Annotated in this window: 18 protein-coding genes; 7 read left to right on the forward strand and 11 right to left on the reverse strand. The window is 66.5% G+C overall.

The window, feature by feature from the left end; genetic code table 11:
* Window positions 1-198: 198 nt before the first annotated feature.
* Window positions 199-1,470 (reverse strand): ABC transporter substrate-binding protein, encoded by a 1,272-nt coding sequence (locus Q0982_RS07560; RefSeq protein WP_322096975.1) that lies wholly within the window; start codon window positions 1,468-1,470, stop codon window positions 199-201.
* Between the two features lie 252 nt (window positions 1,471-1,722).
* On the opposite strand from Q0982_RS07560, the gene Q0982_RS07565 reads away from it, so the two are divergent.
* Entirely contained in the window at window positions 1,723-2,880 is a 1,158-nt protein-coding gene (locus tag Q0982_RS07565) for a LacI family transcriptional regulator (RefSeq protein ID WP_299393739.1), read from the forward strand.
* A 10-nt stretch (window positions 2,881-2,890) separates the two neighbouring features.
* The gene (locus Q0982_RS07570) at window positions 2,891-4,120 is read left to right on the forward strand and encodes a YbiU family protein (protein ID WP_299393742.1); all 1,230 of its coding nucleotides are present in this window, start codon (window positions 2,891-2,893) and stop codon (window positions 4,118-4,120) included.
* Between the two features lie 61 nt (window positions 4,121-4,181).
* Here Q0982_RS07570 and Q0982_RS07575 read toward each other — a convergent pair whose 3' ends face one another.
* From Q0982_RS07575 to Q0982_RS07595, 5 genes are all read right to left on the reverse strand, one after another.
* Entirely contained in the window at window positions 4,182-4,598 is a 417-nt protein-coding gene (locus Q0982_RS07575) for a VOC family protein (RefSeq protein WP_299393746.1), read from the reverse strand.
* A gap of 445 nt (window positions 4,599-5,043) precedes the next feature.
* Window positions 5,044-7,254, reverse strand: a complete 2,211-nt coding sequence (locus Q0982_RS07580; RefSeq protein WP_299393748.1) for a C45 family peptidase — start codon at window positions 7,252-7,254, stop codon at window positions 5,044-5,046.
* Between the two features lie 182 nt (window positions 7,255-7,436).
* The gene (pobA, locus tag Q0982_RS07585; RefSeq protein WP_299393751.1) at window positions 7,437-8,609 is read right to left on the reverse strand and encodes a 4-hydroxybenzoate 3-monooxygenase; all 1,173 of its coding nucleotides are present in this window, start codon (window positions 8,607-8,609) and stop codon (window positions 7,437-7,439) included.
* A 145-nt stretch (window positions 8,610-8,754) separates the two neighbouring features.
* Window positions 8,755-9,825: a nuclear transport factor 2 family protein gene (locus Q0982_RS07590; RefSeq protein ID WP_299393753.1), complete on the reverse strand. Its 1,071-nt coding sequence runs from the start codon at window positions 9,823-9,825 to the stop codon at window positions 8,755-8,757.
* Between the two features lie 113 nt (window positions 9,826-9,938).
* Window positions 9,939-10,328 (reverse strand): MerR family transcriptional regulator, encoded by a 390-nt coding sequence (locus Q0982_RS07595; protein ID WP_299393756.1) that lies wholly within the window; start codon window positions 10,326-10,328, stop codon window positions 9,939-9,941.
* A 171-nt stretch (window positions 10,329-10,499) separates the two neighbouring features.
* Between Q0982_RS07595 and Q0982_RS07600 the strand changes: the two genes are divergently transcribed.
* Window positions 10,500-10,742, forward strand: a complete 243-nt coding sequence (locus Q0982_RS07600; RefSeq protein WP_299393758.1) for a YdcH family protein — start codon at window positions 10,500-10,502, stop codon at window positions 10,740-10,742.
* Between the two features lie 52 nt (window positions 10,743-10,794).
* Here Q0982_RS07600 and Q0982_RS07605 read toward each other — a convergent pair whose 3' ends face one another.
* Window positions 10,795-12,393, reverse strand: a complete 1,599-nt coding sequence (locus Q0982_RS07605) for an ABC transporter substrate-binding protein (protein ID WP_299393761.1) — start codon at window positions 12,391-12,393, stop codon at window positions 10,795-10,797.
* 502 nt (window positions 12,394-12,895) lie between these two features.
* Here Q0982_RS07605 and Q0982_RS07610 point away from each other — a divergent pair.
* A complete protein-coding gene (locus Q0982_RS07610; RefSeq protein ID WP_299393762.1) occupies window positions 12,896-14,155 on the forward strand; it encodes an ammonium transporter in 1,260 nt (419 codons plus the stop codon).
* Window positions 14,156-14,287: 132 nt separating this feature from the next.
* Window positions 14,288-16,477 (forward strand): glutaminase A, encoded by a 2,190-nt coding sequence (gene glsA, locus Q0982_RS07615; RefSeq protein WP_299393764.1) that lies wholly within the window; start codon window positions 14,288-14,290, stop codon window positions 16,475-16,477.
* Between the two features lie 15 nt (window positions 16,478-16,492).
* Here glsA and Q0982_RS07620 read toward each other — a convergent pair whose 3' ends face one another.
* Window positions 16,493-18,091, reverse strand: a complete 1,599-nt coding sequence (locus Q0982_RS07620) for an MBL fold metallo-hydrolase (protein ID WP_299393766.1) — start codon at window positions 18,089-18,091, stop codon at window positions 16,493-16,495.
* Window positions 18,092-18,226: 135 nt separating this feature from the next.
* Entirely contained in the window at window positions 18,227-19,411 is a 1,185-nt protein-coding gene (locus Q0982_RS07625; protein ID WP_299393768.1) for a mandelate racemase/muconate lactonizing enzyme family protein, read from the reverse strand.
* A gap of 224 nt (window positions 19,412-19,635) precedes the next feature.
* On the opposite strand from Q0982_RS07625, the gene Q0982_RS07630 reads away from it, so the two are divergent.
* On the forward strand, window positions 19,636-20,589 hold the full coding sequence (locus Q0982_RS07630) for an NAD(P)-dependent oxidoreductase (RefSeq protein WP_299393770.1): 954 nt from the start codon (window positions 19,636-19,638) through the stop codon (window positions 20,587-20,589).
* A 34-nt stretch (window positions 20,590-20,623) separates the two neighbouring features.
* Window positions 20,624-21,625, forward strand: a complete 1,002-nt coding sequence (locus tag Q0982_RS07635; protein ID WP_299393773.1) for a Gfo/Idh/MocA family protein — start codon at window positions 20,624-20,626, stop codon at window positions 21,623-21,625.
* A gap of 130 nt (window positions 21,626-21,755) precedes the next feature.
* Here the strand turns inward: Q0982_RS07635 and phnX are convergent, their stop codons facing one another.
* The gene (gene phnX / locus Q0982_RS07640) at window positions 21,756-22,568 is read right to left on the reverse strand and encodes a phosphonoacetaldehyde hydrolase (RefSeq protein ID WP_299393775.1); all 813 of its coding nucleotides are present in this window, start codon (window positions 22,566-22,568) and stop codon (window positions 21,756-21,758) included.
* A complete protein-coding gene (locus tag Q0982_RS07645) occupies window positions 22,565-23,719 on the reverse strand; it encodes a TIGR03364 family FAD-dependent oxidoreductase (protein ID WP_299393778.1) in 1,155 nt (384 codons plus the stop codon). Before Q0982_RS07645 ends, phnX begins: the two co-directional genes overlap by 4 nt.
* Window positions 23,720-23,727 lie beyond the last annotated feature (8 nt).

Raw genomic sequence — 23,727 nt, forward strand, 5'->3', positions numbered from 1 at the left:
AATTGACTGGCCCAGAAATTGACTGGCCCAGAAATTGACTGGCCCAGAAATTGACTGGCCCAGAAATTGACTGGCCCAGAAATTGACTGGCCCAAAAAACAACGGTCCCACAAAAAAGGCGGCGCCCGAACCTGAGTCAGGTTTCAGATCCGGGCGCCGTCACAGCATGGGAGGTCTTTTCAGGCGGTACGGCCGGCGCTATTGGGCGCCGTCCACCGCGTTGACCAGTTCCTCGGCGGCCGTCGCGGCGTCGAACTCGCCGTTGAAGTGGGCGGTCACCACGTCGTAGACCGCGTTCTTCACCGCCGCCGGCGCCGCATGGCCGTGGGCCATGGAGCCGAAGAGCGTGCCGGAGGAACTGGCTGCGGCCAGTTCCGCCATGCCCTTCTTGCCGCAGGCATCGAAGTCGGCATCGGAAACGTCGGTGCGCGCCGGGACCGAACCCTTGACCACGTTGAAGGCCGACTGGAAGGACGGCGCCATGATCGAGGAGGCCAGCTTCACCTGGGCGTCGCGGCGCCCTTCCCCGACCGAGAACATGGCGAACTGGTCGGAGTTGAAGGTGACCGTGTCCTGGGTGCCCGGGAAACGGAAGCAGAGGAAGTCCTGATCCGGGGTCAGGCCCGCCTTGAGGAATTCGCCCTTGGCCCAGTCGCCCATGAACTGCACACCGGCCTTGCCTTCGATCACCATGGCCGAGGCCAGGTTCCAGTCACGCCCGGAGAAGTTCTCGTCGACGAAGCCGCGCAGGGTTCCCATGCGCTGGAAGGCCTCGACCATCTGCGCACCGCCCAGAGTATCCGGGTCGAGGTCGATGAAGGCGGCCTTGTAGAACTCGGGCCCGCCGACGCTCATCACGACGGCATCGAAGATGGTCGCGTCCTGCCAGGCCTGACCGCCGTGGGCAACGGCAACGTAGCCGGCGTCCTTGATCTTGGTGAGGGCGGCAATCAGCTCGTCCCAGGAGGTCGGCTGGGCGATGCCCAGTTCGTCGAAGATCTTCTTGTTGGCCCAGACCCAGTTGGTCGAGTGCACGTTTACCGGCGCCGAGATCCACTTGCCGTCGTGCTTGGCGAAGCGCTGCAGCGCGGCGGGCACCACCGTGTCCCAGTTCTCCGCGGCGGCCACGGTGTTCAGGTCGGCCAGCGCGCCTTCCTGCGCCCAGTCCTGAATGTCGAAGCCGAGCATCTGCACGGCGGTGGGCGCGTTGCCGGCCGTCACCCGGGCGCGCAGCACGGTCATCGCCTGCTCGCCGCCGCCACCGGCCACGGGCATGTCCTGCCAGCCGACGCCCTTGCCTTCCAGGTCTTCCTTCAGAACGTTGAGCGCGGCCGCCTCGCCGCCCGAGGTCCACCAGTGCAGGACTTCGACGTCTTCCGCCTGCGCCGCCGGCGCAGCCGCCAAAAGGCCCAGGGCCATCAGGCCGGGGGCGACGAAGCTCGTGGTGAGCTTCAGGGCAAATCGGGTCATGTGGGTCCTCCCAGTTGTCTGCGCGATGAAATTCGCATCTGCCTTATCTGTAACGTTACAGTTCAGAAGCGTCAACAGGCGACCGGATCAAATCTTTCTACCTCCCACTATATATCTGATAATAAATAGGTATTTTGATGGACTCGGCTATACCGTTCCCCTCATTCCGACAACCTGCCTTGTTATCTGTAACGATACAGGTATAGTTGCGAGGATTTTACATGGCCTTCAGCGGCCGGGAGATGGTGATTCGTGGCACCCAGGGACAAGTCGGAAACCGCAGCCAGAGCAGCACCGGAGACCGCTCTGCGCGGCCCGACGGCCGGTGCCGTCGAGCCCGGCAAGCGGCCGACCCTGAAGACGATTGCCGAGATCGCCAATCTCGGCGTGACCACGGTGTCCCGCGCCCTGAAGGATGGCCCGGAGATCGGCGAGGACACCAAGAAGCGGGTACGCCGCATTGCCCGCGACATCGGCTACCGGCCCGACCGGGCCGGGGTGCGGCTGCGCACCGGCAAGACCAACGTGATCTCCCTGGTCCTGAACCCCCACGAGGAGGTCATGGGCTACGGCACCTCGATGATCTTCGGCATCTCCCAGGCTCTGCGCGACACCGCCTATCACCTGGTGGTGACGCCGCACTTCCTGGAAGGCGATCCCATGGAGCCGATCCGCTACATCATCGAGACCGGCTCGGCCGACGGCATCATCCTGTCGCGCACCCGTCCGCAGGACGAGCGCATCCGCTACCTGCTGGAAATGGGCTTTCCCTTCGTCTGTCATGGGCGCAGCGAGCTGGCCACGCCCCACCCCTTTCACGACTTCGACAACTACGCCTTTGCCTTCGAAGCCGCCAAACGGCTCATCGAGAAGGGCCGCCGGCGGCTGTGCATCATCGCGCCGCCCGAAGGCGTCACCTATCACAACCACATGATGATGGGCTTCGAGCGGGCCGCCCATCAGTTCGGCGCAGTAGCGCTCCCCGCCCCAAGCATAAACACCGACACGGCGCCCGAGGACATCCGCAGCACCCTGCGGCAGATGATGGCAGAGAGCGATCCGCCCGACGGCTTCATCTGCTCCGGCGACATCTCGGCCCTCGCCCTGACCGCGGGGCTGCGCGATGCCGGCATGACGCCCGGCAGGGAGTTCGACCTGGTGGCCAAGCAGACCTCCTCGGCGCTCGACCACACGACGCCGGCCATCGACACGATCTTCGAGGATCTGACCGCCACCGGCCACACCCTGGCCAGCCTGCTGGTGCGCCGCATCAACGACGAGCCGGTGGAGAGCCTGCAGACCGTGAGAGAACCGGAACTGCGCTTCAGAACCGCCGCCCCGGCGACAAGCGCCCCTATTGGCCAAAGCCAGGATAGCCGGACCCAGGGCAGCCAACCCGAACAGGTTTGAGGAGACGCCGATGGACGAAACCATCCGCCGCTACATCATCGAGGCCAAAAAAGACCTGCGCGCCCGTCAGGACGTGGAAACGGCTTTCGCCAAGGTGCGCGACGCCATGGAGCGGGAGGTCGCGGCCATCTTCGAGGAAGAGGCGAAGACCGGTTCCGCGATTCCTTCCCTCGACTTCGAAGCAGTGAGGGCCGACAAGGTCAGCGACGACCAGCGCGCGCAAATCCGCCGTCGCGGCGCCGTCGTGATCCGCGGCGTTTTCCCGCGCGCCCGCGCGGAGGCCTGGAACGAGCAGGTCGGCCTCTACATCGACGAGAACGACTATCTCGAGAAGGCCCAGGAAAAGGCCGGCATGGACAAATACTTCGAGGAGCTGAAGGCGGACCGGCCGCAGATTTACGGGCTCTACTGGTCGAAGCCGCAGATCGAGGCACGCCAGGCCGAGGAGATGTCCCTCACCAAGCGCTTCCTGAACCGGCTCTGGGATGTGGACAGCCCGGTGGGACGGGAGTTCGACCCCGACAACGACTACGCCTATGCCGACCGCACGCGCCGGCGCCAGCCGGGCGACAGCAAGCTGGGCCTCTCCCCGCATGTCGACGCCGGCTCCTACGAGCGCTGGGTCGACCCGGCCTTCCAGAAGATCTACGAGCCGGTCTTCGCCGGCGACTGGAGCGCCTACGACCCCTGGAAGGCAGCCTACCGAACGCAGACACGGGAATTCCCCTCCCCCGCCGTCTGCTCCATGTTCCGCTCCTTCCAGGGCTGGACGGCGCTGACCGCCCAGGGCCCGGACGACGGCACCCTGCAGTTGGTGCCCATCGCCAAGGGCATGGCCTTCATGCTGCTGCGCGCGTTGCAGCCCGACGTCGCCGAGGACGAACTCTGCGGCGCGCTGCCGGGCCGCGCCCTGGTGGCCCATCCGGACTGGCACGCGGACCTGCTGAAAGGCCTGGTCTCGATCCCCAAGGTGGAGCCGGGTGACACCGTCTGGTGGCACCCGGACCTGATCCATGCCGTGGAAGATCAACACAACGGCAAGGAGGAAGCGAACGTGATCTACGTCGGCGCTTCGCCGCGCTGCCCCAAGAACGAGGCCTACGCCCGCAAGCAGGCCGCCAGCTTCCTCGCCGGGGAAAGCGCGCCGGACTTCGCGCCGGAGAACTACGAGGTGGACTTCCGCGGCCGCGCGACCCTGGACGACCTGACCGACCTGGGCCGCGCCCAGATGGCCTTGTAAGCCCTAGGCCCACAAGTATGAAGCCATGAGCGGACAGCGGGGCGCAGTACCAAGGCTGAATTCAGCGGCCCCGAGTTCCCTCAGCCGGATTCACAGAGAAGATCGCGACCTTGTTGCCCAGGGGATCGCGGAGATATCCGACATAGAAGCGATCGCTGTACTCGGCGCGGAAGCCGGGAGCGCCCTCGTCGGAGCCGCCCGCCTGAAGACCCGCGGCGTGAAGGCTGCGGACCATCTCCTGCGTCTCGGCTTGGAAGGCCGTCATGGAGCCGTTGCCAACGGTCGCCTCCTTCCCGTCGTATGGCTTTGCCACGTATACCGCAGCGGGGCCGGGGGACCGGCCGGGCCGGTCCGGAAAGGTGAATTCAATACCTTCCGGCACTTCCTCCTTCCTGTAGCCCAGTGGGGTCAGGATGGCTGTGTAGAAACGCCCTGAGAGCGCGGTATCGTTGGCACCAACCCTGATGTAGCTCAGCATGCAGCCGCTCCTATCTGCAATCTGCCCCCGAAGGCGCCAAGCGCGCCTCCGTTTCGGGCAACTGTACTTACCAGAACCCGGCCGGTCATTCAGGCACCACGGCCGAGGCTGCGCAACATGCGTGAGGACCGTGTGGAGCCGGCCATCGCGGGGCGCAGCGTTGTCAATGCCGTCACGGCTTCACTGGATGGGCTTAGACCGGACACGTTCGTACCACGCTGTTACCTCGCCGTACTAGGCAGATCGTACGATCCGTGTCCGGCCAGCACCCGGTCATGATCGCCGCCACATTGCAGGCGCGCTAGACCGGAACGGCGTGGCTGCTTCGAGTCGATACCTATGATGTGAATGGACCGGCCAAACTTCGCCCATTGGCACATCTATGACCTGCACGGTCCGCGGGTGGATGTCCGAAGTCCTGCCGAACCCGAGGTCCAGTCAAGCGCTACTCCGCCGTCACGAAGTTGGCTTCGGGCAGGTCGACGGCGGCGCCGCCCTGTTCGCGCACTTCCTCGAGCAGGTCCATCCAGTCCTCCAGATCGAAGTGGACGGGCCCGTCGCTGCCGAAGTAATCGCGTTGGAGCTGCACCAGAAGCGCCTTGGCCTCGTCCAGCCGTGAGTCGCGGCCGTCCCAGTTTGTGTTGCCGTGGCGCAGGTCCTCGGTCACCGCGGAGAGCAGCGCGACCAGGGCGGCCTCGAAAGGATGCATCAAGGGCATGACCCGCGGTGTGGCGACCGGCCAATCGGCGGCAACGGGCGGGCCGTCGTTCTGCCAGGCCCAGATCGCACGCAGCAGACGCCAGTCCTTCTCCGCCGCCGCATAGTCGCCGGCGGCGTGGCGGGAGCGCGCGCGCATGTAGTGATAGGGCGGCTCGACGATACGGTCGGCCGCAGCCAGTTCGATGGCGGAGTCCAGCAGATGGAGGGCGCGGGCCAGGGCCTCCGCCTCCTCCTGATCGCTGAGACGCCGCCGCAGAAGATCGCCCTCGGCATCGCGGGGCCGCGAGACGGCCAGCCGCGCCCAGAGATAGCGGACCAGGGATTCCTCCCAGTTCCTGCGGCCGTCCTCGGCGTAGCGGCCGACACGGCGGAGCGGTTCGGGCGCGACCGGCGCCAGCTCGAAAGCCTCCCAGTCCACCTGCCAGCCCGCATAGCTGCTGTGCGGGCTGGGCGCGCGGTCGCCGGTGGTCATCCAGACCTCGTCCTTGCCCCTGCGGCGCTCAGGGTCGGCCAGAACGACACTGCCGAGCTGGCCGTAGACCTTGCGCGGCACCCGCCCGTAGGCGCGTTCCGCCGAGAGCGGATCCGGCGGTGTGGGCAAGGCCGTACGGATCTTCTCCAGTGCGCCATCGCGGCTGGAGGCCAGCCAGTCGATGGCCCAGTCGAGATCGATGCGGCGCTGCTCGCCCTCTTCCTTCAGCACGGCCTCCACGGACTCGAAACGGGCGTGGGTCTCCAGCCACTTGCCAAAGGTGGGGCTGAAGTGGTTGTCGTCTTCGTCGAAGAGGCGCTCGGCCATGTCGTGGTGCAGGAAGTGGTTGGTCTGGGGAACGGCGTCGCCCTCGTGCTTGGTGACCCGCACACGCTCGCCGTTCAGTTCGATACGCCTGGCCCGCCCGGTCCGCGCCTCCGACACAAAGATGGTCCAGGCGGCGAAGTGCTTGCTGTCCTTTACCAGGTCGACCGCCTCGTCCACCGTCGCCGCTTCGCGCAGCACCCGTTGTTCAACGAAGGGGCAGATGTCGGCATGACCGAAGAGAAAGCCGCTTTCGTACTGCGTGGTCGACATCTGGTGCAGGGAGACCGCGAGGCCGGCGTCGTTGAGGCCGCTGATGCCGCCTGGATAGATCAGCCCGGCGGTGCCGAAGGCGGCATACCTGTGCCAGCCCGGATTGCCTTCGGTCTCATCGAGAAGCGAGAGCACCGGCGCCTTGTTCCAGTGGAAGAGGTCGGCGTCGAGATTGCGCGCATGCAGGTGCCGACCGTCACGGGTCAGCCGCCCCGGCACCGCAAAGCCGGTGCAGGCGAAGTCGATGCGGTTGTTGGGACCTGCCATCGACTTCAGGGTGGCGGCGATGTCCTGTTGCTTGTCGCCGTCGTCCTTGGCCTCCTCCAAGTACGCCTTGGTGTCCGGATCCGCCAGTCTCGAGGTTACGAGCGCCAGGATGGCCGGTGCCCTAAAGGCCCGCACGCCGGGAATCTGAAAGATGCGCGTCACGGCATCGATGATGTTCCCCACCTCGATGGCGATCAGCGCATCGCGCACTTCCAGATCGGAGAAGGCGGGGTTGGCGAGCCCTTCGCGGTACCCTGCCGCAAGGCCATCGACGGCGGCTTTGAATTCGTCGCTGCAGTGCTCGAGGATGCGGTCGCTGTAGCAGCGGTAGAGCGCGGAGGCCACGTGGCTGAGGGTGGCGCTTTCCAGGTTCACGGCGCGCGCGATGGTCGAGACGATCTCGGGAAAGGCGCCGTCCTGAATCTCCTGGGCCAGCAGCCGGCCATGGTCGTAGGCCATGTCGGGAAAGCGGCCGCGCTGTTTCAGAACGAAGAAAGGCTGGCCGTCGATGGTCAGGCGTCTGAGGCTGCTCTCCGCACGCCCCTGCCCGTCGGGCAGGACTTCAGGCGCCTGCTCCCAGCCTTCGATCACCCCGTTCATGCTCTCCCCCAATCGCAGACTCGGTCTTTGATACTTGCGGGCGACACTCTAAGTCCCCAGCGCCCGCCTGCTGTGGAGAAAGTCACACCGCCTCATAGAGCACGAAACGATCACACAAGCCAAAGGGCAAAAGAGGGGGCGCAGGGGACAAAAGGCGAATGGAAAGGCCCGCAGCGAGGCGCTCAGAAGGGCAGACCGACGTAGTTCTCGGCCAGGGAGGCCGCGGCGGCGTCGGAGGACACCAGGTACTCCAACTCCGCAAGTTGTATACGATGGCCGAAGCGTCCGTTTTCCGGGAAACGATGCAGCAGCGAGGTCATCCACCAGGAAAAGCGCTCCGCCTTCCAGACCCGGGCGAGCGCGCGGGCCGAGTAGGCGTCGATCCCCGCAGAGGAGCCTTCGCCGTAGTACTCGATCAACGCCTCGGAGAGGTAGTGCACGTCGCTGGCGGCGAGGTTGAGGCCCTTTGCCCCGGTCGGCGGCACGATATGGGCGACATCCCCGGCGAGAAAGAGCCGGCCGAAGCGCAGAGGCTCGGCAACGAAACTGCGCAGCGGCGCAATCGACTTCTCGAGGGCGGGGCCCGTGACCAGCGCCGCTGCGGCCTCCGGGTCGAGCCGGCGGCGCAGCTCGTCCCAGAAGCGCTGATCGCTCCAGTTCTCCACCTTCTCGTCGGCGTCGCACTGCAGGTAGTAGCGGCTGCGGGTGGGCGAGCGCATGGAGCAGAGCGCAAAGCCGTCTTCGTGGTTCACGTAGATCAGCTCTTCGTTGGCCGGCGGCACATCGGCCAGCAGCCCCAGCCAGCCGAAGGGGTAGACCCGCTCGAAGGTTTCCAGCGCGCCTTCCGGAACCGATTGCCGGCTGACCCCGTAGAAGCCGTCGCAGCCGGCGATGAAATCGCACTCCAGAGTCTGTGCGATGCCGCCTTTCCGGAAATGAACCACCGGCCGCGCACGCTCGAAACCTTCCAGGTGGACGCCGGTCGCCTCGTAAACGGTCCTGGCATCGGCGGCCGCGCGGGCCTCCATAAGGTCGCGGGTCACCTCTGTCTGACCGTAGACCACCACTTCCTTGCCCGCGGTCAGCGCGGCCAGATCGATGCGGTGGCGCTTGCCGTCAAAGCAGAGGTTGACGCCGGCGTGTGGCAACCCCTCCTGCCGCAACCGCGCATCACAGCCGGCACGGGCGATCAGGTCCACGGTCCCCTGTTCCAGGACGCCGGCGCGGATGCGCCCGAGCACGTAGTCGGCGGAGCGCCGTTCGAGGATCACCGTTTCAATCCCCGCGACCTGCAGAAGCTGGCCAAGCAACAAGCCCGCCGGTCCGGCGCCGATGATCGCCACCTGCGTGCGCATAGATGCCCCCTTGAACTGGCTTCCCTGTGGTGACGTTGCGGCTGCGCCTGAGAGCAGCAACCGGAACGCTCTTCGTTATGCCATCAAGGGTGACGGGCTTTGCGCTGCGAAGCAACGGTCACGTTGAAAGGGCGGTATGCGGACCTCAGGCCGCCGATCCGGGCTCCACGTCGAAGCTCTTGTGGCGGATGCGCCAGCCTTCAGCCGTGCGGTGCAGGGTCAGGAGATCGATGAAGACGTGGCCGCCAACGCGCACGCGCGCCTTCACCAGGGCGATGCGCCCCACCACCTCCATGGAGAGGATCGTCTTGTCCATGATGGCCCCCTGCGAAGCCTGGGACGGCTGGGAAACCACGCGGTCGACAAAGGCCTCCGCGCCGAGATCCATAGGTTCGTCGCCGAAGAACCCGACAACGCGGGCGTCGGAATCGAAGGTTCCGAGAAGGCGCGCCCGGTCGCCGTGGAAGGCGCCCAGGAAGTATTCCTCCACCACGGTCGCGATGCGGGCCTCGGTGCGGGCCTCGGTGCGGGCCTCGGTCCCGGCGGCGGCCAGGCCGTCCTGCTCCTGAAGCCAGGCATCGTGGAGCCACTTCTCCGTGCCCCGGCGCCCGGGAAAGGTGATCCAGCGGATATCGCGCTCGAAGGTCATAACCGATCCGTCAGCGGCCAGGATGACCCAGAAATAAAGCCTGTCCGCCAGGTTACGGAACTTGACCTTCGTGCCGCTGACCGTGGTGTCATGGCCGGCGATCCTCACGACCTCGTCATGGCGGTCGACCCAGAGAACCTCGTGGTCGGTCAGGAGGTCGGGCGCCTGCTGCCGCAGAAAGGCAAGAGCGCCGTCGCGCGCCGCGTCCTCTTGCGGCAAGGCGCCGTCGGAGACGCCGGCATAGAGCCGGGTGAAGCCTTTCAGACGCCCGCCGTCGCGTTCCACCACCAGGCTCGCATGCGCGCCACCCAGATTGGGATCTACTGTATCGCCCGGTTGATAGCGGTGTAGGACGACCGGCGTCCCGTCCATCTCCCCTTCCAGGGTCAGGACCGCGACATAGTCTTGCGGCAGGAGATCGCGAAAGGCCTCCGTAGATGGGGTTCCGGCCGTTGCGCTAGCAAGCATCTGGTTTCCTTTCCTGTCTGCTTCCGCCGAGGGCGACAGCAGGATCGAAAGTCCCGCCACAACAGCCGCCCAGCCCTTGCGGTTCGATAGAAGCTGCATGTCTCGCCTTTCCATGTTGCGTGGTTGATCGATGGCCGTCGCTGGGGCAACGGGCCGATGGTTTCCATTCATGTTCAACAGTTGACGTTAACTGTAGGTTTTGGCCAAAAAAATCAGCGGGACTTCTTTGCTTCCTCGATCAAATCCTCGAGCCTTTTGATGTTCGCCTTCACGTCCTTGCGGAAGCCCTGCAGTGCAGAGAGCCGGTTCTCGGTCTCGGAAAGGTGCCCGTGAAGGATCTCCAGCACCCGGCGCTTGCCCAGAATGCCCGTCTCGTCGACGAAGTAGAGATCGATCACATCGGCGATCTCCTCCAGCGACAGGCCGATATCCTTCAAGGCAGCGATCTTCTCCAGGCGCTTCAGGGTGGTTTCGTCATAGTAACGGTAACCACGGCCCTCTCGCTCGCTGGGCGCGATCAGCCCCCTTTCCTCGTAGAAGTGTATGGTGCGCTGGCTGAGCCCTGTCCGCTCCGCAAGCTCGCCGATCCGCATTCTGTTCATTCATCACCTTACGTTGACTGTAGATTGGTGATGCTGCCCCTGCCTGTCAAGGGGTGGCTCATTCTTTCAGCAATGCTGCGGCCCTGGGACCGGCTTGACCAGGATCAATGTCTCCCACGGACGATCATGGCCTGCTGATGCTTACTTCTCAACGAATCCGGTGAGCGACAGATGACCCATACCCCCCACGAGTTGGCCGAAGAGTTTCCCGATGCCGCCGACAAGATCCATCGCCTGAAGATGGAATCAGCCCACTTTGCCCGCCTGGCAGACCAGTACCATCACGTGAACCGAGAGATCCACCGCATCGAGAGCGAGGTCGAGGCGGCGTCGGACATGCGCACCGAGGACCTGAAGAAGGAACGCTTGATGCTGAAGGACGAGATCGCGGAAATGCTGCAGACGGCGCCCTGAGGCCGCTGCTCTGATACCCCGGCGATGAAGCCCTCTTCCTGACAGGCGTAGCTCAGTTCACCCGGACCCAGCGCAGAATGAAGAAGTTGTCGGCCCTCTGGGTCACCTCGACAGTCTGCTTCATACCCCAGACCAGCGGCTGCACGTGGAGCGGCACATAGGCCACCTCCGCCTGCAGGCGCCGGTGCACTTCATCCAGCATGGACTGCCGGATATCGGGATCGAGTTCCCGCTGGATCAGCGGCAGCAGGTCGTCGATGCGCGCGTCGGAGAAACCGCCGAAGTTCCAGCTTCCCAGCTTCTTCTCCGTGTTTGGCGTGGCCAGCAGGAAGCGGATCGGGTGCTCCGCATCGAAGGTGCCGGGTGACCAGCCCAGCAGGTACATGTCGAAGCGGTCGGCGCGCAGTTCCGGCCAGTACTGGCGCACCGGCATGGTGTTCAGCTTGGCGGTCAGGCCGACCTTCGCCAGCATGCCGGCCACCGCCGTACAGATGCTGGCGTCGTTGATGTAGCGGTCGTTGGGGCAGGCAAGACCAAAGCTGAATCCCTCCGGATAGCCGGCCTCCGCCAGCAGCGCCTTGCTGCCAGCCGGGTCGAAGGCTTCACGGGCCGCGAGGTCCGGGCTGTAGCCCCGCATGGCGGGGCTCACCAGAAGACTGGCCGGTGCCGCGTTGCCGCGCATCACCTTGCTGATCAGGGTATCGACGTCGATCGCCTGATAGATGGCCCGGCGCACCCGCACATCGGCCAGGGGGTTCGATTCGGTCGTCTCGTCGGAGAACTTCAGCGTCTCGGCCTTGTGGGCGAAGCCCAGCATGATGACCCGCGCCTCGACGCCCTGCTGCACCTTGACCCCGGCAGCGGCTTCCAGCCGCGGCACGTCCTGCAGGGGGACGGGATTGATGAAGTCCACCTCGCCGGAGATGAGCGCCGCCACGGCGGTGGCCTGCTGGGTGATCGGCGTAAAGACCGCGCGGGTCAGGTTGTGCTCCCGCTCACCCCACCAGTTCTCGAAGGGCTCCAGCACCGTGCGTACGCCCGGCGAGCGCTCCACCACCCGGAACGCGCCGGTTCCATTGGCGTTGAGGGTGGCATAGGTCTCGGCCTGGGTGGTGGTGCGGGCGGTTCCGTTGGCTTCCGCCCAGTCCTTGTCCATGATCATGAAGTTGGCGATGGACCCGGGAAAGATCGGGTTGGGCGCCGTCGTCATGAAGTCGATGGTGAAGTCGTCGACGATCTTCACCTCGCGCACCGGCGCGAACCAGGAGCGTACGTCGGCTTCCTCCGCGCTGGCGCGCTGATAGGAGAACAGCACGTCTTCGGACGTAAAGGCGGATCCGTCGTGGAAGGTGACGCCGCGGCGCAGGTGAAAGCGCCAGCCGCCCGTGCCCAGGGGGCGCCAGCGCTCCGCAAGGGCGCCCTCGATCTTCATGTCGCGATCGCGGCGCACCAGCCCCTCATAGACGTTGTTGAGGAACCCGAGGACCGGCGCCGAGTTGACCGCATGGGGGTCCAGGGTCTGTGGGTCGGTTGTCGAGGCCCAGCGGAACTCCTTGGCCGCGGCAACGGGGGCGATGGCCAGCGCGAGGCTAAGCCCCAGCGGCACCGCCAGCCCCGCACCCAGCAGCCGTTTGAAGATGCAGCGGTTCATAAGCACGCTCTCCCGTGTTCTTTGGCCGGACCGGCCAGCCTGTCGCCGTGTCCCGAAGCCTTCGGGCGAGTGTATTCCTGAGCTTGCCGGAGGTCCAACGGTCAGCCGAAACGTGACCTGGCCGACATCCGCATCCAAAGGTCACTGCAGTCGGATGCGAAGAGAATCCCGCCGCCGAGTGAAACGACAACCGCAAAGCGCACAAATTGGAAGTATCCGCCGAAATTCAGGATTATAGAAATAAGTAATCGAGTCCATAACGTGGGTTTATATTTTTCAGTTCGGTTTCCCTGCCGGAAACAGGCGAAATGATTTTACTTCGTAGAGACATTTTTCTGAAAAACGGCAGGACTACGCATGCTCCTGGGCGCCGTCGCCGAGGCAAAGAAGCCTCCGCGCCAACCCGCTTTCTTCTATGGAGCATGCAATGTCTTTCTCTGGAGATCGGAGCCGCGGTCGACGCGCTCTCCGGTTCGCACTTCCTGCCGCCGCTGTGGCCTTGATGGCCGCGGCGCCGGCCCAGGCCGCGGTCACATCCGAGACGGCCTATATCTTCAACACATTCTCCTTTCTGATCCACGGTGCCCTGGTTCTCTGGATGGCGGCGGGCTTCGCCATGCTGGAGTCCGGCCTCGTGCGCACCAAAAGCGTCACCACCATCCTGCTTAAGAACCTGGCGCTGTTCTCCATCGCCGGGGTCACTTACTTCCTGGTGGGCTACAACCTGATGTACGACGGCGTCGACGGCGGCGTTGTGGGTTCGCTGGGCTGGTGGGGCGCCGACGACTCTGCAGCCCTGAACGGCGATTTCTCGGCCGGCTATGCGGCAGCCTCCGACTGGTTCTTCCAGATGGTTTTCGTCGCCACGGCGGCCTCGATCGTGTCCGGCGCGCTGGCGGAGCGCATCAAGCTCTGGCCCTTCCTGGTCTTCGTGACCGTCCTGACGGCAGTGATCTATCCCGTTCAGGGCGCCTGGCACTGGGGCGGCGGCTGGCTGGCCGAGCGCGGCTTCGCGGACTTTGCCGGCTCGACCATCGTCCACTCGGTGGGCGGCTGGGCGGCGCTGACCGGCGCCATCATCGTCGGCGCCAGAGCCGGCAAGTACCGCGAGGACGGCCGCGTCGCGGCGATGCCCGGATCGTCCTTGCCGCTGGCCACCCTGGGGACCTTCATCCTCTGGTTCGGCTGGCTCGGCTTCAACGGCGGCTCCCAGCTTGCCTTGGGCTCGGCGGCGGATGCCATCGCCATCGCCAACATCTACGCCAACACCACCATCGCCTCGGCCGGCGGCGTGCTGGCGGCGATGGGGCTGTCGCAGCTTCTGAACCGCAAGGTCGATCTGACCATGGCGCTGAACGGCGCCCTGGCTGGTCTGGTGAGCATCACGGCGGGGCCGGACACGCCGAGCCTCGGCATGGCGCTCCTGATCGGCGCGGTCGGCGGAACCCTGGTGGTGGCGACGGTGCCACTGCTGGACCGCCTGAAGATCGACGATGTGGTGGGCGCCATCCCGGTGCACCTGGCCGCCGGCATCTGGGGCACCCTGGCCGTGCCGCTGACCAACGGCGAAGCCAGCTTCGCCACCCAGGCGCTGGGCATCGTGGCGGTCGGCGGTTTCGTCACCGCGGTCAGCACCGTCGTGTGGCTGGTTCTGAAAGCGGTGATGGGTCTGAGGATCAGCCAGCAGGTCGAGTCCCTCGGCCTCGATCAGGCCGAAACCGGGATGCGGGCCTATCCGGAGTTCAACCTCTCATCGCGGTAACCGGAAACCGCAACCACATCCGGCGCCGGCAAGCGCCGCACACAAGCGCCAAACAGGAGGTGGGGGGCCACGGCCCCCCGCCGTCTCCTTTTGACCCCTTGGACAGGGTCACAGACTTGGGGAAACAAGACCATGTCGAACAGTTTGAAAAGGTCTCAGAGTATCCTCCGCGATGCCGAGCGCCCGAGCGGTGCCGGAAAGAAGCCCCAGAGCGCCGCAAAGCCGCAGGACCACAGCGATGACGGCCATCCGGTCATCGACGCCCGCGAGGAGATGCTGTTCCGCGCCCTGGACCTGGACAACGATCATCAGGTGCTGCGCAGCGATCTGGAGCAGGTTCTGAAGGAGGTCGGCCTGTCCGCCGACGACCCGCGGCTGCACGAAAGCATGACCGCCCTGGAGGCGCACCATCGAAGCCTGCAGGCCGAAGACGAGGAAGAGCCGGAGCCGGGGATTCCCAAGGACGCGTTCTACCGCGCGATCCGCCACAACATCCTGCTGATCGAGCGGGCGCTGCAGGGCAACCTGGTGGTCCCCGACTTCGAAGACTTCTGCCGGGAGATCGACCGCATGTTCGCCGAGACGCGTAAAAACCGCGACGGCAAGCCGGCCGACTACATCCCCCAGCTCAACCTGCCAGAGCCCGCTGCCGACCAGTTCGGCCTCGCGCTCTGCACCATCGACGGGCAGCGCCATGCAGCGGGCGACGCCGGGGTTTACTTCCCCGTCGAGTCCGTCTGCAAGCCGGTGATGTACTGCCTGGCCCTGGAGGAACACGGCGCGGAGACCGTTCACTCCTTCATCGGTCACGAGCCCAGCGGCAGCAGCTTCAACGAACTGCTGCTCGACAAGCAGAGCCGCCCGCACAACCCGATGATCAACGCCGGTGCGATCCTCAGCTGCGCGCTCATCAAGCACAAGGAGAAGACCGAGAAGAAGCGGCGCTATGCCTTCGGCGACCTCGAGTCCCGCGGCTGGTCGGGCAGCCGCATCGATTTTGTGATGGAGCGCTGGCAGGCGCTCTGCGGCGGCGAGAAGCCACGCTTCAGCACGCCGGTCTACCTCTCGGAGCGGGCGACGGCGGACCGCAACTTCGCGCTGGCCCATTACATGCGGGAAAAGAACGCCTTTCCCGCCGGTGCGGACCTTGAGGACGTGCTCGACTTCTATTTCCAGTGCTGTTCCATCGAGCTGACCTGCGAGATGATGTCGCTGGTCGCCGCCACGCTGGCGAACGGCGGCATCTGCCCGGTGAGCGGGCGGCGCATCTTCCAGACCGAGACGGTGCAGTCCTGCCTGTCGCTGATGTCCTCCTGCGGCATGTACGACTTCTCCGGCGAGTTCGCCTTTACTATCGGCCTGCCGGCCAAAAGCGGCGTCTCCGGCGCGGTCATGATCGTGATCCCCAACGTCATGGGCCTCTGCACCTGGTCGCCGCGCCTCGACGCGCTGGGCAACTCGGTGCGCGGACTGGACTTCTGCCGCCGCCTCGTGGAGACCTTCAACTTCCACAACTACGACAACCTAACCGGCCACTCCGACAAGAAAGACCCCCGGGTCAGCCGCGTCCAGCTGCAGGCGGTGAAGGTGAACGAACTGGTCTGGGCCTCCAGCAAGGGCGACCTCAGTGCCATGCGCGAGCAGCTGCTGCGCGGTGCCGATCTGAACGCCGCCGACTACGACCGGCGCACGCCGCTTCACCTGGCCGCGGCGGAGAACCAGGCCGAGGTGGTCCAGTTCTTCATCGAACAGAAGCTCGAAGGTACCCGCAGCGTCGACCTCAACCCCCGTGACCGCTGGGGCGGAACGCCGCTGGACGACGCCACCCTGCACGGCAATACCGAGATCATCGCCCTGCTGGAAGCCGCCGGCGGCAAACGCGGTGTCATGACCAACCAAACCAGTCACGGCGTGGCCAAGGGGGCTGCAACCTTGCCCACCGATACCCACAAGACGGCGGAGATGATCTGGGCCGCCAGCAGCGGCGATCTGGTGACCGTCCGGCGGCTGGTGGCCCAGGGTGTGCCCCTGGATGCCGCCGACTACGACGCGCGCACGCCGCTCCACCTCGCCGCGGCCGAGGGGCACCTGGAAACGGTGCAGTACTTCATCCGCCAGAGGCTGAGCCTCAGCCCGCGGGACCGCTGGGGCAACACGCCGCTGGACGACGCCCAGCGCCACGGCCGCGAGGAGGTCGCGGCGCTGTTGCGGCGCCACCGCGGGAAGGAAGGGGGCAAGGAAGGCACAGGAAAGGAGTCTAGCGGGAAGGAGGGCCGTGCCAGGACCAGGCGCCGCGACAAGCAGCGGGCGGTCTCGGCCTGACCGGCAGACCGGTCTTTAGCCGGTCTCCTCCCCTTCCAGCGCCCGGACGACGCGGCGCAGGATGACCCGGCGGGCCTTGTCGTCCGCCGCCTCGTCGAGGCGTTCGCGCAGGGTGAGGGAGAAGTCCGCCAGGTCGTTATGCCAGTCCGGGGCGCCGAGGGATTCCCGCGGCAGGCGGTGGGGCACGGGGCGGAACGCGACCCTGCTCTCGCCGGCCAGCAGATCGACGACATCGTCGAGCTGGGGAATGATAATGCGCTCGCCGGGCATGCCGGCCGCTTCAAGCCCGTCGCGCAGGGCCGTCAGACCCCTGTCCTCCCCATGGGTCAGGAAGACGGCGCCCTTCACCGGAAGCCGCCCCGTCAGCCAGTCCAGCAACTGGTCGCCATCGGCATGGCCGGAGTAGACCTCGATCTGGCGGATCGTGGCGCCGACGCGCAGATCCTCGCCCTGGATCTTGACGGCGCGGGCGCCGCCGGCCAGGAGACTGCCGAGCGTTCCCGGCGCCTGATAGCCGACCAGCATCACCGTCGCGTCGCGGCGCCAGAGGTTGGCTTTCAGGTGGTGCCGGATGCGGCCCGCATCGCACATACCGCTGCCGGCGATGATGATGGCGCCGCCGCTGACGCGTTCGATGGTCTTGCTTTCTTCGACGGATTCCGTGAAGCGGAAGTTGGGCCGGCTGAAGGGATCGGGAACGGAGTCGGTGTCTTCCAGCCGCGCGGCATGCTTCGCAAAGACGCGGGTCGCTTTGATGGCCAGGGGCGAGTCGAGAAAGACCGGCACCTTGGGCAGCTTTCCCTGATCGAAGAGGATCGAGAGATCGAGCAGCAGTTCCTGCGTGCGCTCGATGGCAAAGGCCGGGATCAGCAGATTGCCGCCGCGCTTCAGCGCCCCCTCGACCTCGCGCAGCAGGGCCTGGCGGCGCCGCTCCGGCGCCGCATCGATCCGGCTGCGCCCGCCGTAGGTGGATTCGCAGCAGACGTAGTCCAGATTGTCCGGTGCGTCCGGGTCGGGATGGAAGAGCTTGTGCTCCGGGCCGATATCGCCGGAGAACAGCAGCCGCATGACGCGCGGATTGCGCTGGCCGGTGGCGACCTCCACCTCGATGGAGGCCGCTCCCAGGATATGCCCGGCATTCCAGAACCGTGCCCGCACGCCGGCGCCGACCTCGCGCCAGGTCTCGTAGTCGACGACGGAGAAAGCCTGCAGTGTGGTTTCCACGTCACCGCGGCCATAGATCGGCGTGACGGCCGGTCGCCCGCGCCGGGCATTGCGGCGGTTCAGCCGCTCGACCTCGGTCTCCTGGATGTGGGCGCTGTCGGGCAGCATGAAGCCGAGCAGTTCGAAGCTGCCCCTGGTGGCGAAGATCGGGCCCTTGAAGCCGTGTTTGACCAGCTTCGGCAGAAGGCCGGAGTGATCGGTATGGGCATGGGTCAGCAGAACGAAGTCGATCTTCGCGGGATCGAAGGGGAAGGCGCCGTAGTTCAGCGCCTTCAGGGTCTTGGAACCCTGGAACATGCCGCAGTCGACGAGGAACTGGCAGTCCCCGGTCCGCAGCCAGTAGCAGGACCCGGTGACCGTTCCCGCAGCACCGCAAAAGCTCAACAGCATCGCTCGGCTCCGCCTGTCCACCCGGAGCGGAGAGTCCCACAGCCGGCCGGTGCAGCCCAGCCAAATCGGCAGAGCAGCGGAGCGATGGCGCCAGGAAATTCTGTGCCGGCGTGATCGAGGCGGACGGGCGCGGCGTCAGGCCGGCCGTTCGATCATCTCGAGATGCAGGGCATCGCCGTCGTAGGGATGGGCGCGGGCAACCGCTTCGTCCAGTTCCACGCCCAGGCCCGGCGCCTCCGGCGGCAGGACATGGCCGTTCTCCCAACGGATCGGCTGCTTCAGGATCTCGGCATGAAAGCCGCCCCAGGTCTGGATCGATTCGAGGATCAGGAAGTTGGGGCTGCAGGCGCTGATCTGAATGTTGGCGGCGCCGACCACCGGCCCGCAGTAGAGATGCGGGGCGATCTGGGCATAGAAGGTCTCGGCCATGCCAGCGATCTTCTTCGCTTCCAGGATGCCGCCGACCTTGCCCAGGTTCATCTGCAAGATGGCCGCCGCCTCGGCGCGCAGCAGGGCGGCGAACTCGTACTTGCTGGTAAGCCGCTCGCCGCTGGCTACGGGGATCGAGGTGCCCCGCGCCACCTGCCCCATGGCGGTGGGCATCTCCGGCGGGGTCGGCTCCTCGAACCACAGCGGATCGTAGGGTTCGATGCGCTTGGCCAGGCGGATCGCGCCGGCCGGCGTCATCTGCCCGTGGGTGCCGAACAAGAGGTCGCAGGAGGAGCCCACAGCCTCGCGCAGGCGCTTCATGAAGAGTGCGCAGCGGTCCAGCGCCTCCAGAGAAAGCTGGCGCGGATCGAAAGCGCTGTAGGGGCCGGCCGGGTCGAACTTCACCGCCGTGAAGCCCTGGGCCACGCACTCCGCCGCGCGCTCCGCCGCCAGGTCGGGATCGCGGTAGACCTGCTCGTCCTCGCCCGGCTTGGGGTAGAGGTAGGTGTAGCTGCGCAGTGCCTCGTGCACGCGGCCGCCCAGCAGATCGTAGACAGGGCGTCCCAGTTCCTTGCCGATGATGTCCCAGCAGGCCATCTCGATCCCGCTCAGCACTGCGAGGAGGGAAGGGTCGGGACGCTGGCTGTAGCCGCGGCTGTAGACGCGCCGCCAGAGCTGCTCGATCCGGAAAGGGTCGCTGCCCACCACCATCCGCTCGCAGACATCTGCGATCAGGCCCTCGACCGCGGAGGGGTGAAAGGGCAGCGAGTAGATCTCGCCGATGCCCGTCACGCCGCTGTCGGTTTCCAGCTTCACGAAGATCCAGTAACGCCCGCCGAAGTGCGGCGGCGGCGTACCGACCACGAAGACCTCAAAGCCGCTGACTTTCATGAAGGCACCCCCAAGGCGCAGACGACGGACCACGACGCCGGGAACTCGCAGTAGGCGGCCCCGGACCCGCGGCGATTACGCCTTGCGGAGAGCCGCGTCAAGCCATGAAACGTATGGCCCCGAACATCGGGCCCCATTCATGTGACTCTGCGCAATTTGCTGGACAGCGCCGCACGGGAAGGCTCTGCTTCCCGAACCTTGCAACTCCCGAACGGATGACTGCCATGCGGATCGCTTTCATCGGCCTCGGCAACGTGGGCTTCCCCCTGGCGCGCAACCTGCAACGCGCCGGGCACGACCTCACCGTCTTCGACCTCGATCCCGCGCGCGCGGCACCCCTGGCGGAGGCCGGCGCCAGGCTTGCGGAGTCCGCCTCTGCCGCCGCCGAGGGCGCCGACGCCGCGGTCACCTCGCTGCCCAACCCCGCGGCGGTTGCAGCGGTGGTGCCGGGCGAAGGCGGCCTGCTGTCGGCCCTTGCGGCGGGCAGCCTCTGGCTCGAGATGAGCACCACCGACGCCGACGACATGCGCCGCTATGCCGAGGAAGCCGCCGGGCGCGGCATCGACGTGCTGGAGGCGCCCATCACCGGCGGCGCCAACCGGGCCTGGAGCGGCGAGATCTCCATCCTGGTGGGCGGCGAGGAAGCCGTCTTCCGGCGCTACCGGCCGCTGCTGGCGGCCATGGGCGGCGCGATCGAGCACATGGGCCCCATCGGCGCGGCCTCGGTGGTGAAGGTGATCACCAACATGCTGGCCTTCGTCCACCTCTGGGCCAGCGGCGAGGCGATGATGCTGGCCAAGCGCGCCGGCATCGACCTGGAGCGGGCCTTTCACGGCATCCGCATCTCTTCCGGCAATTCCTTTGCTCATGAGACCGAGGGCCAACTTGTGCTGAACGGCTCCTACAACTGCGCCTTCACCCTGGCGCTGGCGCTGAAGGACATGCGTCTTGCCATGAAATTGGCGCAGCAGACCGAAACGCCTTTGGCGATGGCGGAGTTGGTGAACGGGCTTTTCGAAGAGGCGCGCCAGACCTTCGGCGACGAGGCCTGGTCGACACAGGCGGTAAAGCTGCTGGAAGACCGGCTGCAGGAGCCGCTGCGCGCGCCGGGCTTTCCGCCGGTGCTGGCCGGCATGGGCGGCGGCGAGGATGAGGCCCGGCAGCCGTCTCAGGCGTAAAAGACAACCAGAAAATTGGGGAAGGAGCCCGGGTGTGAGCGATCTGCGTTGGGGGGTGCTGAGCACCGCGAGAATTGGAACCGAAAAGGTGATCCCGGGGATCCAGCGGTCCCGGCGCGGCCGGGTGACGGCCATTGCCTCGCGCGATCTCGGCCGCGCCGAGGCGGCGGCTGCGGACCTCAAGATCGACAAGGCCTACGGCAGCTATGAAGAGCTCCTGGCCGATCCGGACATCGATGCGGTCTACAACCCCCTGCCCAACAACCTGCACGTCGACCTCACGCTCCAGGCCGCGGCGGCGGGCAAGGCGGTGCTCTGCGAGAAACCCGTCGCCATGACCAAGGCCGATGCCGAGCGGCTGCGCGCGGTCGAAGGCAAGGTTCCGGTGATGGAGGCCTTCATGGTGCGCTTCCACCCGCAGTGGCTCTGGGCGCGGGACCAGGTTCGCGCCGGGCGCCTGGGGGAGTTGCGCGCCATCCAGGCCTTCTTCTCCTACTTCAACCGCGACCCCGCCAACATCCGCAACGCGCCGGAGACCGGCGGCGGCGCGCTGCTCGATATCGGCTGCTATCCCATGGTGGCGGGGCGCTTCTTCTTCGAGGGCGAACCCCAGCGCGTTCTGGCCCTGATCGAGCGCGACCCCGACTTCCAGGTCGACCGCCTGACCTCCGCCCTGTTGGACTTCGGCGGCGGCCGCCGCGTCGACTTCACGGTCTCGACCCAGGTGGTGCCCTATCAGCGCGTGCAGTTGATCGGCACCGACGGGCGCCTGGAGATCGAGATTCCCTTCAACGCACCCCAGGGGGAGGCCACCCGTCTGTTCCTGGATGACGGCAGCGATCTGCGCGGCGGCGGAATTCAGGTTCAGGACATGGAGGCCGTCGACCAGTATGCCGAACAGGCCGACGTCTTCGCCGCTGCGGTTCTGGGTGAAGCGCCGCTGCCCTACGGGATCAAGGATGCGGTCCAGAACATGGCGATCCTCGACGCCCTCTTCCGTTCCGACGAGAGCGGCCAGTGGGAGAGTGTCGGCTGAAACCCGGCATGCAACCCGATCCCCCCTCACCCTTCCCTCTCCCCCGGCGGGGGAGAGGGTTGAGCAGGCTTGGCGAGGCTGTGGCCGAGCGTTAGCCGGAGTTGGGTGAGGGGGCGATCTGCAGGGCCGGTCAGAGCCCCGGGCTTTCCCCCGCGGCGATGCGCGCCTCGATCCTGTCCAGCACACCGGGCAGGTCGGCGACGGTGTCAACCACGTAGTCCGCCCCCGCGGCCTCCAGCTTCTCGACGGCGCGGGCATTGAGTGCCGCACGCTCCTCGGCGGGCGCCGCGGCCAGTTCCGTCGGCGAGAGGCCCACTTCGTTGCCGGAAAGCGACACGCCGACGGTCCAGCTCCCCGCGGCGCGGCCCTCGGCTATGCCGGGCTCCGTGTCGTCCACCTTCACGCAGGCCGAAGCCGGCCAGACCGCCAGGTCGATGAAGCACTTGTACATCATCAGCGGCGAGGGCCGCCCGGCCGGCAGGTCGCCGGCGCAGACCAGGTTGTCCGGCGTGTAGCCCTGATCCGCCGCCAGGGGCAGCACCGGCGCCATGATGTCGCGGGTGTAGCCGGTGGTGGAGCCGATCTTGACGCCAAGGGCCCGAAGATCGGCCACCATCGCGGCGGCACCGGGCACCAGGTCGGCGTAGTCCGATACGATCCGCGCATTCAGGGGTACGAAGATCTCGTAGACCCGCTGCGCCGCGTCGTCGTCGAAGGGCGCGCCGCCGTGGGCCTCCTGCCAGGCCGCCGCCACCCGCGGCAGGGCGCCCAGCGCCTTGATGTGCTCCAGTTTCGGCAGGCCCATGGGGCCCCGCGCCTCGGCAATCGTCAGCTCGACTCCGAATTCGCCGAAGACCTCGACGAAAGCGCCCATCGGCGCCCGCGACCCGAAGTCGATCATGGTGCCCGCCCAATCGAAGACGACAGCCTTCACAAGGCTCATGCCACTGCCCCTTTTTCCGAATTCGCCGGACCCAGAAGACCGGCGATGACTTCCTCCCCCAAGGCGAAGGCCGTTGAGGCACCGGTCCCGCCGGTGACGATCACGATGCGCAGGTCCTGGCGCGGCGCATCGACCAGCACCACACGCTCGTCGCTGCTGGGGTAGACGCCGGTCCAGCGCTCGCGCACCGAACAGCCCTGCAGGCCGGTGGCCGCGGTGAGCTCTTCGAGTATCAAGCGGTCGACCGCTTCACTCTGAAACGGCGACGGCGGATCGTCGTAGTGATGGGAATCGCCCACCACCAGCGAACCGTCGGCGCTCTGAACGGCGATCAGATGAATGCCGTGGCCCAGTGCATCGCCCTGCTCGCGCAGCAGCCGGTCTTTCAGGGGCGCCGCTTCCGCCAGGGCCGAGTAGCCTTCGTAGCGCACAAGCGACAGGTCGGACATCACCGGTGCCGGCAGCCGGTAGCCGGCCGGCGGGTCAACGCGCAGCATATGCAGCTTGCAGGGCCGCAAGCGGTAACCTCCAAGCTCCTCGGCGAACAGCGTCGTCAGATCGGCATTGGGGCAGACCACCGCGGCCTCGGCGAAGACAGGCCCCCGGTCGGTGTCCAGCCGCGGCAGATCGAGGCCCCGCACGGCGGTCGACCAGCGGAAGGCGACGCCCCAGCGCTCCTCCAGCCAGGCGGCAAGGCGCGGCAGCGCATCGCGCGACTCGACCCTCAGTTCGTGCGGGCTGTGCAGCGCCAGGCAGAGCTGGCGGGGATCGAGCTCCGGATGCTGGCGGCGCAGCTCCTGCGCGGAAAGCAGGCGGCAGCTTTCGCCCATCTCCGTCGCGGCAAAAGCCTCCAGAACCGCCGCAGCTTCGGGCCGGCGGGCCAGCACCAGGAGCCCACGCTGGAGCACATCGATGCCGGCCTGCGGCGCCACCTCGGCCCAGACGTCCCGTGACCTCAGCGCCCGCCGCCAATGCGCGCCGCGCTGCTGTCCGGTGATGGTGACAAAGCCGAAGTTGCGCACGGAGGCGCCCGCCGCCCGCGCATCGCGCTCGATGACCACAACCCTGCGGCCCTGGCGTGCGGCGGCCAGGGCATGGGCCAGGCCGACGATGCCGGCGCCGACCACCGCCAAATCGAACGTTTCCGTCATCAGAGCCG

The organism is Pelagibius sp., assembly GCF_028281305.1.
In the GTDB taxonomy this organism is placed as follows: domain Bacteria; phylum Pseudomonadota; class Alphaproteobacteria; order Kiloniellales; family Kiloniellaceae; genus Pelagibius.

Excerpts from the sequence above, each read along its gene's own strand:
- Q0982_RS07600 (WP_299393758.1), top strand. The coding sequence starts at position 10,500 with ATGACCCATACCCCCCACGAGTTGGCCGAAGAGTTTCCCGATGCCGCC.
- Q0982_RS07610 (WP_299393762.1), top strand. The coding sequence starts at position 12,896 with ATGGCCGCGGCGCCGGCCCAGGCCGCGGTCACATCCGAGACGGCCTAT.
- phnX (WP_299393775.1), bottom strand. The coding sequence starts at position 22,568 with ATGAGCCTTGTGAAGGCTGTCGTCTTCGATTGGGCGGGCACCATGATC.
- glsA (WP_299393764.1), top strand. The coding sequence starts at position 14,288 with ATGTCGAACAGTTTGAAAAGGTCTCAGAGTATCCTCCGCGATGCCGAG.
- Q0982_RS07575 (WP_299393746.1), bottom strand. The coding sequence starts at position 4,598 with ATGCTGAGCTACATCAGGGTTGGTGCCAACGATACCGCGCTCTCAGGG.
- Q0982_RS07630 (WP_299393770.1), top strand. The coding sequence starts at position 19,636 with ATGCGGATCGCTTTCATCGGCCTCGGCAACGTGGGCTTCCCCCTGGCG.
- Q0982_RS07620 (WP_299393766.1), bottom strand. The coding sequence starts at position 18,091 with ATGCTGTTGAGCTTTTGCGGTGCTGCGGGAACGGTCACCGGGTCCTGC.
- Q0982_RS07570 (WP_299393742.1), top strand. The coding sequence starts at position 2,891 with ATGGACGAAACCATCCGCCGCTACATCATCGAGGCCAAAAAAGACCTG.
- Q0982_RS07560 (WP_322096975.1), bottom strand. The coding sequence starts at position 1,470 with ATGACCCGATTTGCCCTGAAGCTCACCACGAGCTTCGTCGCCCCCGGC.
- pobA (WP_299393751.1), bottom strand. The coding sequence starts at position 8,609 with ATGCGCACGCAGGTGGCGATCATCGGCGCCGGACCGGCGGGCTTGTTG.
- Q0982_RS07580 (WP_299393748.1), bottom strand. The coding sequence starts at position 7,254 with ATGAACGGGGTGATCGAAGGCTGGGAGCAGGCGCCTGAAGTCCTGCCC.
- Q0982_RS07590 (WP_299393753.1), bottom strand. The coding sequence starts at position 9,825 with ATGCAGCTTCTATCGAACCGCAAGGGCTGGGCGGCTGTTGTGGCGGGA.
- Q0982_RS07625 (WP_299393768.1), bottom strand. The coding sequence starts at position 19,411 with ATGAAAGTCAGCGGCTTTGAGGTCTTCGTGGTCGGTACGCCGCCGCCG.
- Q0982_RS07645 (WP_299393778.1), bottom strand. The coding sequence starts at position 23,719 with ATGACGGAAACGTTCGATTTGGCGGTGGTCGGCGCCGGCATCGTCGGC.
- Q0982_RS07605 (WP_299393761.1), bottom strand. The coding sequence starts at position 12,393 with ATGAACCGCTGCATCTTCAAACGGCTGCTGGGTGCGGGGCTGGCGGTG.
- Q0982_RS07595 (WP_299393756.1), bottom strand. The coding sequence starts at position 10,328 with ATGAACAGAATGCGGATCGGCGAGCTTGCGGAGCGGACAGGGCTCAGC.